Origin of the sequence: Burkholderia sp. Bp9016 (assembly GCF_003857765.1) — a bacterium.
GTDB lineage: Bacteria > Pseudomonadota > Gammaproteobacteria > Burkholderiales > Burkholderiaceae > Burkholderia.
The window spans coordinates 41,065-55,671 of sequence record NZ_QTPY01000005.1; the positions used below are offsets into that span (position 1 = coordinate 41,065).

Annotated in this window: 14 protein-coding genes and 1 pseudogene; 8 read left to right on the top strand and 7 right to left on the bottom strand. The window is 69.0% G+C overall.

The features are described from left to right. The first annotated feature begins 215 nt into the window (after positions 1–215). From DIE13_RS07990 to DIE13_RS08015, 6 genes are all read left to right on the top strand, one after another. Complete coding sequence (locus DIE13_RS07990; protein WP_124826635.1) at positions 216–2,486, top strand: TonB-dependent hemoglobin/transferrin/lactoferrin family receptor; 2,271 nt, start codon at positions 216–218, stop codon at positions 2,484–2,486. 49 nt (positions 2,487–2,535) lie between these two features. Beyond that, on the top strand, positions 2,536–3,627 hold the full coding sequence (locus tag DIE13_RS07995; RefSeq protein ID WP_124826636.1) for a hemin-degrading factor: 1,092 nt from the start codon (positions 2,536–2,538) through the stop codon (positions 3,625–3,627). Continuing rightward, complete coding sequence (locus DIE13_RS08000) at positions 3,624–4,532, top strand: hemin ABC transporter substrate-binding protein (protein WP_124826637.1); 909 nt, start codon at positions 3,624–3,626, stop codon at positions 4,530–4,532. The genes DIE13_RS07995 and DIE13_RS08000 overlap by 4 nt, the downstream gene beginning before the upstream one ends. Positions 4,533–4,547: 15 nt before the next feature. Further along, complete coding sequence (locus DIE13_RS08005; RefSeq protein ID WP_124826638.1) at positions 4,548–5,642, top strand: iron ABC transporter permease; 1,095 nt, start codon at positions 4,548–4,550, stop codon at positions 5,640–5,642. A gap of 18 nt (positions 5,643–5,660) precedes the next feature. Next, positions 5,661–6,482 (top strand): heme ABC transporter ATP-binding protein, encoded by an 822-nt coding sequence (locus DIE13_RS08010; protein WP_124826639.1) that lies wholly within the window; start codon positions 5,661–5,663, stop codon positions 6,480–6,482. Positions 6,483–6,560: 78 nt separating this feature from the next. Continuing rightward, positions 6,561–6,941, top strand: coding sequence for a VOC family protein (locus tag DIE13_RS08015; RefSeq protein WP_124826640.1), 381 nt, complete (start codon positions 6,561–6,563; stop codon positions 6,939–6,941). A 54-nt stretch (positions 6,942–6,995) separates the two neighbouring features. Here the strand turns inward: DIE13_RS08015 and DIE13_RS08020 are convergent, their stop codons facing one another. Next, positions 6,996–7,607, bottom strand: a complete 612-nt coding sequence (locus DIE13_RS08020; RefSeq protein ID WP_124826641.1) for a trimeric intracellular cation channel family protein — start codon at positions 7,605–7,607, stop codon at positions 6,996–6,998. A gap of 185 nt (positions 7,608–7,792) precedes the next feature. Beyond that, positions 7,793–8,155, bottom strand: a pseudogene (locus DIE13_RS08025) (penicillin-binding protein); the annotation flags it as partial. A gap of 205 nt (positions 8,156–8,360) precedes the next feature. On the opposite strand from DIE13_RS08025, the gene DIE13_RS08030 reads away from it, so the two are divergent. Beyond that, entirely contained in the window at positions 8,361–8,663 is a 303-nt protein-coding gene (locus DIE13_RS08030; RefSeq protein WP_124826642.1) for an aminoglycoside phosphotransferase family protein, read from the top strand. Positions 8,664–8,774: 111 nt separating this feature from the next. Here the strand turns inward: DIE13_RS08030 and DIE13_RS08035 are convergent, their stop codons facing one another. The 5 genes from DIE13_RS08035 to DIE13_RS08055 all read right to left on the bottom strand — a co-directional run bounded on the left by DIE13_RS08035 (position 8,775) and on the right by DIE13_RS08055 (position 12,875). Next, positions 8,775–9,611, bottom strand: a complete 837-nt coding sequence (locus tag DIE13_RS08035) for a bifunctional allantoicase/(S)-ureidoglycine aminohydrolase (RefSeq protein ID WP_098554206.1) — start codon at positions 9,609–9,611, stop codon at positions 8,775–8,777. Between the two features lie 802 nt (positions 9,612–10,413). Next, complete coding sequence (locus tag DIE13_RS08045) at positions 10,414–10,842, bottom strand: hypothetical protein (RefSeq protein ID WP_124826644.1); 429 nt, start codon at positions 10,840–10,842, stop codon at positions 10,414–10,416. A 377-nt stretch (positions 10,843–11,219) separates the two neighbouring features. Continuing rightward, the gene (locus DIE13_RS08050) at positions 11,220–11,879 is read right to left on the bottom strand and encodes a methyltransferase family protein (protein WP_124826645.1); all 660 of its coding nucleotides are present in this window, start codon (positions 11,877–11,879) and stop codon (positions 11,220–11,222) included. 179 nt (positions 11,880–12,058) lie between these two features. Further along, a complete protein-coding gene (locus tag DIE13_RS32820) occupies positions 12,059–12,223 on the bottom strand; it encodes a hypothetical protein (protein WP_172441920.1) in 165 nt (54 codons plus the stop codon). 232 nt (positions 12,224–12,455) lie between these two features. Then, positions 12,456–12,875, bottom strand: a complete 420-nt coding sequence (locus tag DIE13_RS08055; protein ID WP_124826646.1) for an HIT family protein — start codon at positions 12,873–12,875, stop codon at positions 12,456–12,458. Positions 12,876–13,114: 239 nt separating this feature from the next. Here DIE13_RS08055 and DIE13_RS08060 point away from each other — a divergent pair, with 239 nt between their 5' ends. Then, positions 13,115–14,533, top strand: coding sequence for a serine hydrolase (locus tag DIE13_RS08060; protein ID WP_124826647.1), 1,419 nt, complete (start codon positions 13,115–13,117; stop codon positions 14,531–14,533). The last annotated feature ends 74 nt before the right edge of the window (positions 14,534–14,607 follow it).

The following is a 14,607-nucleotide window of genomic DNA, read 5'->3' on the forward strand; positions in this document are numbered from 1 at the left end:
TTTCCCCCGCGCGACGCGTACGCCCCGCGCATGACGGCGCTCGTCCGCACGAGTCGCCTTTCTTTCTTGTATTGATAATAATTCTCATTTACACTGACAAAATTGTCAGATTCCTTTCAATTCGCCGTTCGCCGCGTGTCGCGCAAACGGGCCAGCCAGGTGGACGCGTCACCCAGCCAGCCTTCGGGCTTGTTATCGTCAATGGGAGACCACCTGTGCATTACTATCCGCTGGCACGGCAGCCGATCTGTGCCGCGCTGTTCGGCGCGTTCGGCCTGTCCGCCGCCCCGGCTCACGCCGATTCGTCGCCGCAAGGCGCCAACCCGCCACCCGCCGTCCTGACCACCGCCGCCGCGTCCACGCGTGGCGATGCGCTGCTCGATCCCGTCACCGTCACGGCTACCCGCACCGCCACCGCCGCGAGCCGCACGGCTGCGTCCGTGTCGGTCATCACCGCCGACGACCTCGACGAGCAGCAGGCCACCAACATCAAGGACGCGCTGCGCTACGAGCCGGGCGTCACGGTGCGCCGCACCGCGTACCGCCCGGGCAGCGCCGCGCTCGGCGGCGGCCGCGACGGCGATTCGAGCATCAACATCCGCGGCCTCGAAGGCAACCGCGTGCTGCTGATGGAAGACGGCATCCGCCTGCCGAACGCATTCTCGTTCGGGCCGCTCGAAGCGGGCCGCGGCGACTATGCGGATCTCGACATGCTCAAGCGCATCGAGATCCTGCGCGGGCCGGCCTCGGCGCTGTACGGCAGCGACGGGCTGACCGGCGCCGTGAACTTCATCACGAAGGATCCGCGCGACTTGCTGTCGATCTACGGCAAGCCCACCTACTTCTCGTTCCGGCCGAGCTACGATTCCGCCGATCGCAGCGTCGGCGCGACGGTGTCGGCGGCCGGCGGCAACGATCGCGTGCAGGGGATGATCATCGCCGACGGCCGGCGCGGCCACGAGGTCGACACCCGCGGCGACAACAATTCGGCGAGCACGCTGCGCACGACGTCGAACCCTCAGGACGTCTATTCGGAATCGCTGCTCGGCAAGCTCGTGCTGACGCCCACCGCGCGCGACACGATCAGGTTCACCGCCGAAACCGTGCAGCGGCGCGTGAGCACCGACGTGCTGTCGGCGATCAACCCGCCGGGCACGCTCGGCCTCACGACGAACGACCGGCTCGAGCGCAACCGCTTCAGCGTCGACTACGACTTTCGCGACGATACGTCCCGCTGGTTCCAGAATGCGCACGTGCAGTTCTACTACCAGGACGCGAAGCAGGACCAATATGCGTTCGAGACGCGCGGCACGCAGCCGTCGCGCTCGCGCGACAACCAGTACAAGGAGCGCACGTTCGGCGGCTCCGCGTTCGCCGAAAGCGGCTTCTCGACCGGCCCGCTCGCACACAAGCTGCTGTATGGCGTCGACGGCAGCCTGTCGCGCGTGACGAACATGCGCGACGGCACGGTGCCGGGCGTCGGCGAAGCATTTCCGAACAAGGCGTTTCCCGATACCGACTACACGCTGTTCGGCGCGTTCGTGCAGGACCAGATCGGCTATGGCCGGCTGCTCGTCACGCCGGGGCTGCGTTTCGACACGTACCGGCTGAGCCCGACGCAGAGCGATCCGCTGTTTACCGGCACCGCGGTGTCGACGAGCGCGAACGAAGTGTCGCCGCGCGTCGCCGTGCTGTACGAGATCACGCCCGCGCTGATTCCCTATGCGCAATATGCGCACGGCTTCCGCGCGCCGACGCCCGACCAGGTGAACAGCAGCTTCTCGAACCCGGTGTACGGCTACACGTCGATCGGCAATCCGAACCTGAAGCCCGAAACCAGCGACACGTTCGAAGCGGGCCTGCGCGGCAAGGCCGGCACCGGCTACGGCGTCGTGCGCTACAGCGCGGCCGCGTTCACCGGCCGCTACCGCAACTTCATCTCGCGCACGACGATCGCGGGCAGCGGCCGCCCGAGCGACCCGTTCGTGTTCCAGTACGTGAACTTCGCCGATGCGCGCATCCACGGCCTCGAAGGCCGCGCCGAATGGATCATGCCGAACGGCATCACGCTGAAGACGGCGATGGCGTTCACGAAAGGCTCGACGCAGAACGACGGCGCGGCAAGCCAGCCGCTGAACACGATCAACCCGTTCTCGGCGGTGTTCGGCGTGCGCTACGAGCCGGGCGAGCGCTGGTTCGTACAGACCGACCTGCTGTTCCAGGCCGCGAAGCGCGACAAGGATATCGACAAGTCCGACTGCTCGAACAAAGCGTGCTTCGCGCCGCCGTCGTCGTTCGTCGTCGACCTGCGCGGCGGCTACCGCTTCAACAAGCACGTGAGCGCGACGATCGGCATCCGCAACCTGTTCGACCGCAAATACTGGAACTGGTCGGACGTGCGCGGCATCGCCGACGATTCGAAGGTGCTCGATGCGTACACGTCGTCCGGGCGCACCGTCGCCGTCAGCATGAAAGTCGATTTCTGATGCGCGCCGCCGCGCGCTGCTACCCAACCGTCACTTGAAGGAGTCCGACATGATGCATTCCGCCCTTCCCGGTCAACCCGCCACGCCGGCGCGTGCGCCCGCCGCCTTGCGCGACGCGTTCGTCAAGCTCAAGGCCGAGCGCCAGCTGCGCAACCGCGACGTCGCGCAGGCGCTCGGCGTCAGCGAAGGCGAGGCGCTCGCCGCGTTCGTCGGTGAACACGTGGTGCGTCTCGACGCGCGCTTTCCGGCGATGTTCGAGGAAATGCCGCGCCTCGGCCGCGTGATGGCGCTCACGCGCAACGACACGGCCGTCCACGAGAAAGACGGCGAGTACGCGCAGATGAGCCACGACGGCCCGGTCGGCCTCGCACTCGGCGACATCGACCTGCGCATCTTCTATCGTCACTGGGCGTCTGCGTTCGCGGTGCACGACGAAACCACGCACGGCCCGCTGAAGAGCCTGCAGTTCTTCGATGCGCAAGGTCATGCGATCCACAAGGTGTACCTGCGCACGCACAGCGATCATGCGGCGTACGACGCATTCGTCGCACGCTGGCGCGCGGCGTCGCAACAGCCGGGGCTCGATGTCGCGCCCGCCGCACCGAAAGCGCCCGAGCGCGCCGACACCGACATCGACGTCGCGGGCTTTCGTACCGCGTGGGACGCGATGACCGACACGCACCAGTTCTTCGGCATCACGCAGCGCTTCGGCGTGAGCCGCATGCAGGCGCTGCGCCTCGCCGATCCGCGGTACGCGTACCCGGTCGAGACCGCGCATGCGCTGCGCCACGTGCTCGAACGCGCCGCGCAGAGCGGCCAGCCGATCATGGTGTTCGTCGGCAACGCGGGCATGATCCAGATCCACACGGGCCCCGTCGCGAACGTGCGCGAGGTCGGTGCGTGGATCAACGTGCTCGACCCGGGCTTCAACCTGCACGTGCGCGAGGACATGATCGCCGCCGCATGGGTCGTGAAGAAGCCGACAAGCGACGGCATCGTCACGTCGCTCGAACTGTTCGATCGTCAGGGCGACCATGTCGCGCTGCTGTTCGGCGAACGCAAGCCCGGCCGGGTCGAGCGCGACGACTGGCGCGCGCTCGTCGCGACGCTGCCGGCCACTGCACACGGAGAGGCCCGGTGAGCGCCCGATCGTTCGATGCCCGGCGCCGCGTCGTGCTCGCGAGCGCGGTTGCCGGTGCGCTCGCGGGCGTACTTCCCGGCCGCGCGCTGGCGCAGGCCGCGCCGAAGCGCGTCGTCGTGATCGGCGGCGCGATCGCGGAAACCGCGTTCGCGCTCGGCGGCGCCGACGCACGCGGCTACCGGCTCGTCGGTGCGGACACCACCTGCACGTACCCGGATGCCGCGAAGCGCCTGACGAAAGTCGGCTACCAGCGCGCGCTGTCGGCCGAGGGGCTGCTGTCGCTGCGGCCCGATCTCGTGCTCGCGTCGGCGGAAGCCGGCCCGCCCGCCGCGATCGCGCAGGTGAAAGGCGCCGGCGTCGCGGTAACGACGTTTGACGAGCGTCACGACGTCGACTCGGTGCGCGCGAAGATCACCGGCGTCGCGCAGGCGCTGGACGTACGCGATGCCGGCGTCGCGCTGCTGCAACGCTTCGATCGCGACTGGCAGGCCGCGCGCGATGCGGTCGCCGCGCACGTGCCCGGCGGCGCGCAGCCGCCGCGTGTGCTGTTCGTGCTGAACCACACCGGCAACCAGGCGCTCGTCGCCGGCCAGCGCACGGCCGCCGATGCGATGATCCGCTACGCGGGCGCGCGCAATGCGATGCAGGGCTTCGATCACTACAAGCCGCTGACGACCGAAGCGCTCGCCGCCGCCGCACCGGACATCGTGCTGATCTCCGACGAAGGGCTCGCTGCCGTCGGCGGGCGCGCCGCGTTGCTCGCCGCGCCCGGCTTCGGCGCGACGCCGGCCGGCCGCGCACGGCGCGTCGTGTCGCTCGACGCGCTGTTCCTGCTCGGCTTCGGCCCGCGCCTGCCGCTCGCCGTCACGACCCTGCACCGACGCCTGTCGGATGCGCTCGCCTGATTCCGGATCGTCCCGATGCCTGCTCATGCTTCGCCTTTCTCCGCGTCGCCGCACCCGCCGGGCGCCAACGCCGGCGCCGCGCGCGTCGGCGCGTCGCGCCGCGTTGCGCCATTTGCGCTGGCCGCGCTCGCCGTCCTCGTGTGTGCGATGTCCGTCGTCGCGCTGTGCGTCGGTGCCTACCGCATTCCGTTCGCCGAAGCGTGGGCCGCGCTGAGCGGCGACCCGGCCGCGCAGCAGGCACACGCGGTGCTGTTCGACATTCGCGCGCCGCGCGTTGCGCTCGCGCTGCTGGTCGGCGGCGGCTTCGGCGCGGCCGGCGCCGCGATGCAGGCGCTGTTCCGCAATCCGCTCGCGGACCCGGGGCTCGTCGGCGTGTCGAGCGGCGCGGCGCTCGGCGCGACCACGACGATCGTGCTCGGCCCCGCGCTTTTCGCCGCGCACGTGAGCGCGGCCGTGCTGCCCGTCGCCGCATTCGCGGGCGCGCTCGCGGTCGCGGCGCTCGTCTACCGGCTCGCCGCATCGCGCGGCCGTCTCGCGCTGCCGCTGCTGCTGCTCGCCGGCATCGCGATCAACGCGCTGGTCGGCGCGGCGATCGGGCTGCTCACGTTCGTCGCCGACGACGCACAATTGCGCTCGCTGACCTTCTGGAGCCTCGGCAGCCTCGGCGGCGCGCAATGGTCGGCGCTGGCGGCCGTCGCGCCGTGCGTCGCGATCGGCTGCGTGCTGCTCGCGCGCGACCGCGATGCATTGAATGCATTGCAGCTCGGCGAAACCGAGGCATTGCATCTCGGTGTGCCCGTGCAGCGTCTGAAGCGGCGCGTGCTCGTCGCGGTCGCGCTCGCGGTCGGCGCGCTCGTGTCGTGCGCAGGCATCATCGGCTTCATCGGCCTCGTCGCGCCGCACTGCGTGCGCCTCGCATGCGGCCCCGACCAGCGCGTCGTGCTGCCCGGCGCCGCGCTGCTCGGCGCACTGCTGACGCTTGCCGCCGATCTCGCCGCCCGTACGGCGGCCGCCCCCGCCGAGATTCCGCTCGGCGTGCTCACCGCGCTGCTCGGCGCGCCGTTCTTTCTCGCGCTGCTGTGGAAAAGCCGTGGCGCGCTCGGCGGTTGAACCCTTCATTCACGAATCATGCTGACCGCCCATCATCTCGACGTCGCCCGCCGCCACACCGCCGTGCTCCGCAACCTGTCGCTGTCGATCGAACCGGGCCGCGTGACCGCGCTGCTCGGCCGCAACGGCGCGGGCAAGAGCACGCTGCTGAAGACCTTCGCGGGAGAGCTGACCGGCAGCGTCGCGCCGAACGGCGTGCGCGTGACAGGCGACCTCGCGCTGAACGGCGAACCGCTCGCGCGCATCGACGCGCCGCGACTCGCCTGCCTGCGCGCCGTGCTGCCGCAGGCCGCGCAGCCGGCGTTTCCGTTCAGCGTCGACGAAATCGTGCTGCTCGGCCGCTATCCGCATGCGCGGCGCAGCGGTGCAACGTCGCGCCGCGATCGCGACATCGCGTGGTGGGCGCTCGAACGCGCGGGCGCCGACGCGCTCGTCGGACGCGACGTGACGACGCTGTCGGGTGGCGAGCTGGCACGCGTGCAGTTCGCGCGCGTGCTCGCGCAGCTGTGGCCGGACGACGACGCGCCGGAAGCCGCTCCGCGCTACCTGCTGCTCGACGAACCGACCGCCGCGCTCGATCTCGCGCATCAGCACCGGCTGCTCGATACCGTGCGCGAAGTCGCGCGCGAATGGCAGCTCGGCGTGCTCGCGATCGTCCACGATCCGAACCTCGCCGCGCGGCATGCGGATACGATCGCGATGCTCGCCGACGGCACGATCGTCGCGCACGGCGCACCGCGCGACGTGATGACGCCCGCCCATATCGCGCGGTGCTACGGCTTCGCGGTGAAGATGGTGGAAACGGGCGACGGGGCGCCGCCGGTCATGGTGCCGGCGTGACGCCGTTGCATGGCATGAACCGGCTGCGTGCTGCGCAGCCGGCCTCGTCATTCGCTTATCGCCTTCCAGGAGACACACATGCCGCTTCCGATGACCCGCATCATCCTGTACGTGCAGGACGTCGCATTGCTGAAAGCGTTCTATCGGCAATATTTCGATCTTCCGGTCGTCGAGGAAATCGACGACGAATGGGCCGTGCTCGACGCAGGTGCGATCGAGCTCGCGCTGCATCTGGCCGGCCCGGCGTTTCGTCACGCGGCAACGGCGCCCGCGCGCACGGATTCGAACAACGTAAAGCTCGTCTTCTCGATCGACACGGACATCGACGCGCATCGCGCGCGCTTCGTCCGCGATCGCGTGACGGTGCGCGCGCTCAAGCGCTACGACGGCTTCCCGTACCGGATGTACGACGGCGTCGATCCGGAAGGGAATGTCTTCCAGGTGATGCAGCCGGACTGAATGCGTGCGCGACGGCCTATCCGTCGCGTCGCCGCGTCCGGCACACCCGCTCGCTCAATGCTCGAGATCCGCGACGCCGAACGTCCGCATCTTCCAGCCGAGCCGCACCGCGAGCATCCGCATCGTGAAGCCCGCCGCCAGCGCGACCACCGTCGCGACACCCGCATCGATGCCGGCGTGCTGCATCCCGACGTACAGCGCGCCCGTGACGAAAGCGACGCTCGCGTACAGTTCCTCGCGCAGGATCAGCGGCATCTCGTTGCACAGCAGGTCGCGCAGCATCCCGCCGCATACCCCGGTGATCGCACCGGCGAGCACGACGATGATCGGCGCGGTGCCCGTCGACGCGCCGATGTCGCAGCCGATGATCGTGAACGCCGCGAGGCCGATCGCGTCGACGGTGACGAACAGCGTCTTCATCCGCGCGACGTGCCGCGCGGCCCACGAGGCGACGGTCGCCGCGGCGAGCGTGATCATCAGATACTCGGGATGGGCGATCCAGCCGAGCGGATAGTGGCCGAGCAGCACGTCGCGCACGGTGCCGCCGCCGAGCGCGGTCACCGCTCCCACCAGCGCGAGCCCGAAGCGGTCCATCCCGCGCCGCATCCCCATCAGTGCACCCGACATCGCTTCCGCGACGATCGCAATCAGATAAAGCGTATGCATCGTGTGCCTCAGTCTTCGGTACGGAACAGGTCGAGCACGCGCTCGCGCTCGGCCGCGTCGACGGCCGCGGGCGTCGGCGAGTCGGGTTTGCCGTCATTGCCCGGCGCATCGGACGCCGGCGCTCCGCCGCATGCGTAGCGGCTGCGGATGAACGGCGGCACGTCGGCGGTGCAGGTGCCGCGCAGGTATTCGGCGTACACGAAATCGCCGTCGGCGAGCGCGACGTGCTCGTAGAACTTCGCGTCCTCGGCCGCGAGCAGCGCGTGCCGCCTCAGCGGCGAAATGTGCTCGAGCGGCACGAACTCGCGGCGCTCGATGCCATCTTCGGCCAGCAGTTCGCCGTCGCGCGCGAAAATCCGCAGCGGCAGCGCGGGACGATAGACGGCCAGATGTTCGACGGACGGCAGTTGCGTCCAGATGCGATGGATCGTCCATGCGCCGATGCCCGCGCACGCGAGCGTCAGGCCGGGCAGCGCGCCCGCGAGCATGCGCCATTTGCGGCGACGTGGCGATGCGGGAGGCGGAGAGGAAGCGAGGTGGTCGGTCATTCGGGTTCCTTCTTCGATGCGGTGACGGCGGGCGCGCACCACGCGCCCATCCGTCACGAAAGGCGCGCATTGTCGAAGGGATGCCGGGATACCGGAACAATCTTTAGCCAATGTTTGGCTGGCTAAATTTTATTTAGGAATGGCGGTTCATTCGAACCGTCGAACCGCGCGGCGCGAGCTTCGCTTCGCCTGTACCATCGTCGGCATGTTCGACACCTGCCTGCGCCTGTGGGACCTCGTGCCCGACGGCGGCCCCATCCTGACCGCGTGCGGCGGCGTGCTGCCGAACGCCTGGCACGCGCGGCCGGCGATGCTGAAAATCGCCACGTGCGACGAAGCGCGTCGCGTCATGCTCGTCGCCAACGCGGCACAGCTCGACCTGCGCCGGTTGCTGCAATGGATCCTCGCATGGGCCGGCCTGTCGGCGAGCTGGCTGATGGAAGACGAACAATCGCCCGACACGCGGCTGCAGGTCGCGGCACTCGCCGCCACCGCGCTCGGCGCGTAGCACGCGGCGCGCTGCACGGCAACTTCGACGGCGCCATCCGCCGCCGCGCAAATAAAAAAGCCCGCCGGCAATTCACCGGCAGGCTTTCACATCCGACTACCTGCGCGATGCTCAGCGCGCGGGGTTCAGCGTCAGGTTCATGTGACGGTTCACATCCTTGTACAGCAGGTAACGGAAGCGGCCGGGCCCCCCCGAATAGCAGGCCTGCGGGCAGAACGCGCGCAGCCACATGAAGTCGCCCGCTTCCACCTCGACCCAGTCCTGGTTCAGGCGATAGACGGCCTTGCCTTCGAGCACGTACAAGCCGTGCTCCATCACGTGCGTTTCAGCGAACGGAATCACGCCGCCCGGCTCGAACGTCACGATGTTCACGTGCATGTCGTGACGCATGTCGCTCATGTCGACGAAGCGCGTCGTCACCCATGCGCCGTTGGTGCCCGGCATCGGGATCGGCTCGACGTCCTGCTCGTTGGTCACGAACGCTTCCGGCAGCGGAATGCCGTCGACGACCTGATAGTGCTTGCGAACCCAGTGGAAACGCACGGCTGCATCGCTGACGTTGTGCAGCGTCCAGTCGGCACCCGGCGGAATGAATGCGTAGCCGCCCGGCTTCAGCGTGTGCTTCTTGCCCTGCAGCGTCAGCTCGGCTTCGCCTTCGACGACGAACAGCACGGCTTCCGCGTTCTTGTCCTGCTCGGGCTTGTCGCTGCCGCCGCCCGGGTTCACTTCGACGATGTACTGCGAGAAGGTTTCGGCGAAACCCGACAGCGGACGCGCGATCACCCACAGGCGCGTGTTGGTCCAGAACGGCAGCCAGCTCGTGACGATGTCACGCATCACTCCCTTCGGAATGACCGCGTACGCCTCGGTGAACATCGCGCGATCGGTCAGCAGATCGGTCTGCGGCGGGTGGCCGCCATGCGGCGCGTAATACGTTGTCTTAGACATAGAGCATCCAGGCAATGGGTTGGTCCGGCCCCGGGAGAAAACGCCAACCGCGGCACACAGGCGCGTGGGGCACGCATGCGGCGGCGGAACATCGTTGCCGGGGTGGCTTGAAAGCGCGTGCGCCTTCGTTCGGTCGGCCAGGCTTCGCGACGGGTCCGTCCGGTTCAGCGGACGGAGCGACCCATGCTTGTGGGTCCGGCGGCCGGGCCGCGAACACCCGGGGTCATGCGGCGGGGCACGGGGGACGGCACGGTTCGATTCCGTACGCGGGCAGCGCTGACGATAGCGAAGTCGATCCCGATCGACCAATTAAATGTTGCGATGACATCCATTCGATTTCCCACTACCGGCCAGCGCCCGCGACGGCCAGTGAACAGGCATGTCGCGCGGTTTGCGTATCAGGGAAATCCTGATGCGCGGGCTCGTGGATGCGGTGCAGGTGAAATGTCCGGCGCGGACGCGATGCGGACGATCACGCGAATGATGGGCAAGCAGATGCCGCGCTGCTTCGATCACGCGTGCGCGTCGGCTTCAGGACGTGGCGTGACAATGAATGACGTGCATCGGGCACACGGGGATGCAACCGGCGATGTCGTCGCCTGGCGGGAGAGGTCGAGCGGAAGGGAAAGAATGCCGGCCCGTCGATCGGGGCTGACACGATGAACTGCTGAAACCGCGGAAGGTGGCCGGTCCGGCCGGCGATGGCGGCCCGGCTCAGGCTGCCGGTCCGACCATCGGATCGGGTGCTGACGCATCGGGCGCGCCGGTACGCAAGCCGCGCACCGCGCCGCGCCCGTGGCGCTCAGTCCCAGTGACGGTTGTGGCGATGCTTGCGGTGGCGATAGCCATGATCGCGCTCGTACGAGCTGCGCGACATGTTGCCGCCGAGCGCAGCGCCGGCGCCGCCGCCGACTGCCGCACCCAGCAGGCCGCCCGTGCGGCCGCCCATCGCGTTGCCGGCCGCGGTACCCGCGCCGCCGCCGAGGGCGCCGCCGATGATCGCGCCGGTGCGCTCGCGACGGTTCGACGTCACGGCGCCGCCGGCGCCGCCGCCGATCGCACCGCCGATGACGGAGCCCGTGCTGCCGCCGACCGCGCCGCCGACAGCCGCGCCGGCAACCCCGCCGAGCGCGCCGCCAAGCGCGTTGTTCAAGTCACCGGCCATTGCCGGCAGTGCGGTCGCGCCAGCCAGGGCGGCGACGACGAGAGCGGGGGCGATTTTCTTCCACATTCCCGTATTCTTCCTTGTTCGCAATCTGGTTATCGAAGGTCCGCTCGCTACGACGATCTGAACCGATCGACATCGATTCAGGCATTGTGCCGAATCCCGGACCAATTCATTTCAATGAGCTTGCGGCGAAGAATAGCACCGCTCCCGCCTCCTTGCCGTCGACATTCTGGTAACAAGTTGTTTACGAAAATGGACGCTCCGGCGGGCCGGTTGAGAATCCGCAAACGACCGCCGGACGGGCGTTCGCGCGATTTCGGCCCACCTCGGCGGAATGGCCGTGGGCACCGGAATCGCCCTGCCGAGACACACGTGGCAACACATCGGGAAGGAGCGGCGCGCGGTGCCGGCTTCAACCGGCCATCCGGAATTGATGAGGGTCAGTACAGGCCCGGGAGCAGGCGCCAGGTTCGCGCGAAGTACGCGTCGTATTCGGCGCCGAACTGTGCGCGCAGCAGCGCTTCCTCGGAGCGGATGCGCGCGACCAGCGGCACCAGCATCAGCGCGACCAGCAGCAGGCCGACGCCCGAGCGGAACGCGCACGCCCAGCCGATCGAATTGACGAGCAGGCCGAGATAGCTCGGGTTGCGGATGTGGCGATAAATACCGCCCGTGACCAGCGTATGGCCCGGCTGGATGGCAACCAGCCCGCTGAAGCGCTTGCCGAGCACGAATACGGGCCAGATGCGCAGCACCCCGCCCGCGACGTACAGCACGACGCCGAGCCACCGCACCGCATCGCCGCCAAAGGTCCAGACGTCGAGCCGGTCGGTCAGCGCGGGCAGATAGGCCAGCAGGAACCCGCTCGCCCCGAATGCCGCGAGCACCCAGCGGTTGTCGCGGTTCTCGCGCTCGCCAGCGCTCAGGTTGCCTTCGCTAAACATCGCGGCGCAGGCCAGCGCGAACGTCACGACGGCGACAGCGGTCAGTTGCGGATGGGAGAAGAAGGCGGCGAACCCGCCGATGCCGAGCACGGCGAGCCCGAGATAGACGAGCGTGGAGACGCTCGACACGATTGCGACCTTGCGCATGACGGACATGGCTGCCTCGCCGGGATGGGCTTTCCTGTGAAGTACGGGAACCCGGGCAAGCGATGCGCACGCGCGCCGCGACACGGTGCGCGCGTCGACCCTGCCGATGGCGCCACGGCGCCGAACGACACGGCTGCTCGATGTACGGCGCAGCACGCGGGCCGGGCCCGCATGCGTGCACCGCCTGCTCAGCGGATGCGGAAGTTGCCGCCGATCCCGACGCTGATGGGCGGTGCGTAATACGCCGGCGCATAACCGTAGTAGCCCGGCGCGGGCGCATACCCATAAGGCGGCGCAACGTAGCAGCCGGACAGGCCGCCGATCAGCGCAAACGTGATGAGGACTTTGTACATGGCTCGATTCCCGGCGAAAAGGACACGTGGCACCTTGCGAAAGCCGGACCGCCGCGACCTGCGACGACCGGCACGAAGAGGCGATCCGCCCTTCCTGTCGCTCGATGAAACAATGCGCCGAGTCTAGCGCCGGGCCCGCGCGGGCGAGTTTCGCGAGCGGTTACACGTGTTACCTCGCGTCACCGCTGATACAGATGCGCCCCGCGCCACCCACAGGCGAGCCGTGCCCGCGTTACACGAAATGGGCGCGAATGCGCTGCGCGACCGATTCGAGCGCCGCCGCGTCGGCGATGTCGCGCGCGTGCATCCGCAATTCGACGCCTTCCCAGCGCGGGATCACGTGGAAATGCACGTGCGGAACCGTCTGGCCCGCCGCCGCGCCGTTGAACTGGCCGATGAACACGCCGTCCGGTCCGAGCGCCGCGCGCACGGCCGCCGCGATGCGCTGCGCCATGCGGATGCCGGCCGCGGCCGCCTCGCCGGACAGATCGAAAATCTGTGCGGCCGACTCCTTCGGAATCACGAGCACGTGACCGTCGGACTGCGGCATGAGATCCATGATCGCGATGGTTTCGTCGTCTTCGGCGACCTTCACGCACGGCAGTTCGCCGCGCAGGATCTTGGCGAACGGGTTGTTGTTGTCGTAGGTCATGGCGTTTTCCGATAGCGGTTTGACAGGTAGAAGAGCAATGCCGGACGATTATCGGCCGACGCCTCGTCCGAGTTCAACCCGTCCTTTGCCGTGCCGGCCCGCCGATCGCCAAAGCGCGCGACCGGAAAGCGCACGCGGCCGCCATCCATTCGTCACGCAACCGCGATTGCGCCGCGTCGCCGGAACCTGCGACACTGCCGCATCGTTGCCGGCCGGCACGCCACCGAGGACGCTCGCGCATGACGATGTCCATCAAATCGCTGATCCTGCGCGGCGCGGCGCTCGCGGTCGTTGCCGCGATCGGCTACACGGGCTACATGCTGTCCCGGCTCGCGCCGATCGCGACCGGCTATGCGGCGAAAGCACTGTGCTCCGGCGTGTTCGTGTCGGGCCGTCCGGCCGCATCGGTGATCGACATCGACATCATGGCCGGCGTGCATCCGCTCCTGAAACTGGTGCGCCCGTCGATCGATCCCGAGCATCGTCGCGCCGTCGCGACCTTCGCCGGCTTCGCGCAACGCGAAGCGGACTTCAGGCCCGGGCTCGGCTGCACGCTCGCGCTCGGGCCGTCGCCCGGCGTGCTGCCGGCCGCGCTGCCGCCCTTCCCCGACCCGCCGCCCGCGCAAGCGGCGCCCGTCGCCCCCGTCGAGCCGATCGTGCCGCCCGCCGGCATCGACGCACGCAAGCTGCAGACCGCGCTCGATCGTGCGTTCGACGAACCCGATCCGGCGCGGCCGCGGCGCACGCGTGCCATCGTCGTGATGTGGCGCGGCCAGGTGATCGCCGAACGCTATGCGCGCGGCTTCACGGCCGACACGCCGCTGCCCGGCTGGTCGATGACGAAGACCGTGACGGCCGCGCTCGTCGGCATGCTCGTCGCGCAACACAAGCTGTCGCCGGATGCGTCGGCGCTGCTGCCCGAATGGCGCGGCAGCGGCGATCCGCGCGCGGCGATCACGCTCGACGAGCTGCTGCGGATGACGAGCGGCCTGCAATTCAACGAGGACTATGACGACCCGCTGTCCGACGTTGCGGTGATGCTGTTCACGCAGCCCGACACCGCGCGCTTCGCGTCGTCAAAACCGCTCGCCGTGAAGCCCGGCACGCAGTGGCACTACTCGAGCGGCACGAGCGCGATCGTCGCGCGCGTGATGCGCGTCGCGACGGGCGGCACCGAGGACGACTACCTCGCGTTTCCGCGCCGCGCGCTGTTCGCGCCGCTCGGGATGCGCAGCGCGGTGTTCGAGCCCGATGCGTCCGGCACGCTCGGCAGCGCGTCGTTCATGTATGCGAGCGCGCGCGACTGGGCGCGCTTCGGGCAGTTTCTGCTGCAGGACGGCATGTGGAACGGGCAGCGGCTGCTCCCCAAAGGCTGGGTGCGCTACCTGACGCGCGCGACGCCGCTGTCGCCGCACGAGGAATTCGGCGCACATCTGTGGGTGAAAGTGCCGGAGCCGTTCAACGATACGGGCCCGGATGCGCGAGCCCTGCCCGCCGACGCGTTTCATGCGGTCGGCCACGAAGGCCAGTTCGTGAGCGTGGTGCCGAGCCGCCAGCTGGTGGTCGTGCGGCTCGGGCTGTCGCGACCGGAATCCGCGTGGAATCACGAAAGGTTTCTCGAGCGCGTGCTCGACGCCGTGCCCGCGCCGGGCGCGTGACGGCCGGCGCGCGGCTTCCGTGATGCGGGCGGTGACACGGCGGCGGCGGCCAACGCCGTGCCGCCGCACCGCGC

Coding starts and splice junctions, on each gene's coding strand:
- DIE13_RS08055 (WP_124826646.1), bottom strand. CDS start 12,875: ATGACCTACGACAACAACAACCCGTTCGCCAAGATCCTGCGCGGCGAA.
- DIE13_RS08050 (WP_124826645.1), bottom strand. CDS start 11,879: ATGTCCGTCATGCGCAAGGTCGCAATCGTGTCGAGCGTCTCCACGCTC.
- DIE13_RS08010 (WP_124826639.1), top strand. CDS start 5,661: ATGCTGACCGCCCATCATCTCGACGTCGCCCGCCGCCACACCGCCGTG.
- DIE13_RS08060 (WP_124826647.1), top strand. CDS start 13,115: ATGACGATGTCCATCAAATCGCTGATCCTGCGCGGCGCGGCGCTCGCG.
- DIE13_RS08045 (WP_124826644.1), bottom strand. CDS start 10,842: ATGTGGAAGAAAATCGCCCCCGCTCTCGTCGTCGCCGCCCTGGCTGGC.
- DIE13_RS08020 (WP_124826641.1), bottom strand. CDS start 7,607: ATGCATACGCTTTATCTGATTGCGATCGTCGCGGAAGCGATGTCGGGT.
- DIE13_RS08030 (WP_124826642.1), top strand. CDS start 8,361: ATGTTCGACACCTGCCTGCGCCTGTGGGACCTCGTGCCCGACGGCGGC.
- DIE13_RS08035 (WP_098554206.1), bottom strand. CDS start 9,611: ATGTCTAAGACAACGTATTACGCGCCGCATGGCGGCCACCCGCCGCAG.
- DIE13_RS32820 (WP_172441920.1), bottom strand. CDS start 12,223: ATGTACAAAGTCCTCATCACGTTTGCGCTGATCGGCGGCCTGTCCGGC.
- DIE13_RS07995 (WP_124826636.1), top strand. CDS start 2,536: ATGATGCATTCCGCCCTTCCCGGTCAACCCGCCACGCCGGCGCGTGCG.
- DIE13_RS08015 (WP_124826640.1), top strand. CDS start 6,561: ATGCCGCTTCCGATGACCCGCATCATCCTGTACGTGCAGGACGTCGCA.
- DIE13_RS08005 (WP_124826638.1), top strand. CDS start 4,548: ATGCCTGCTCATGCTTCGCCTTTCTCCGCGTCGCCGCACCCGCCGGGC.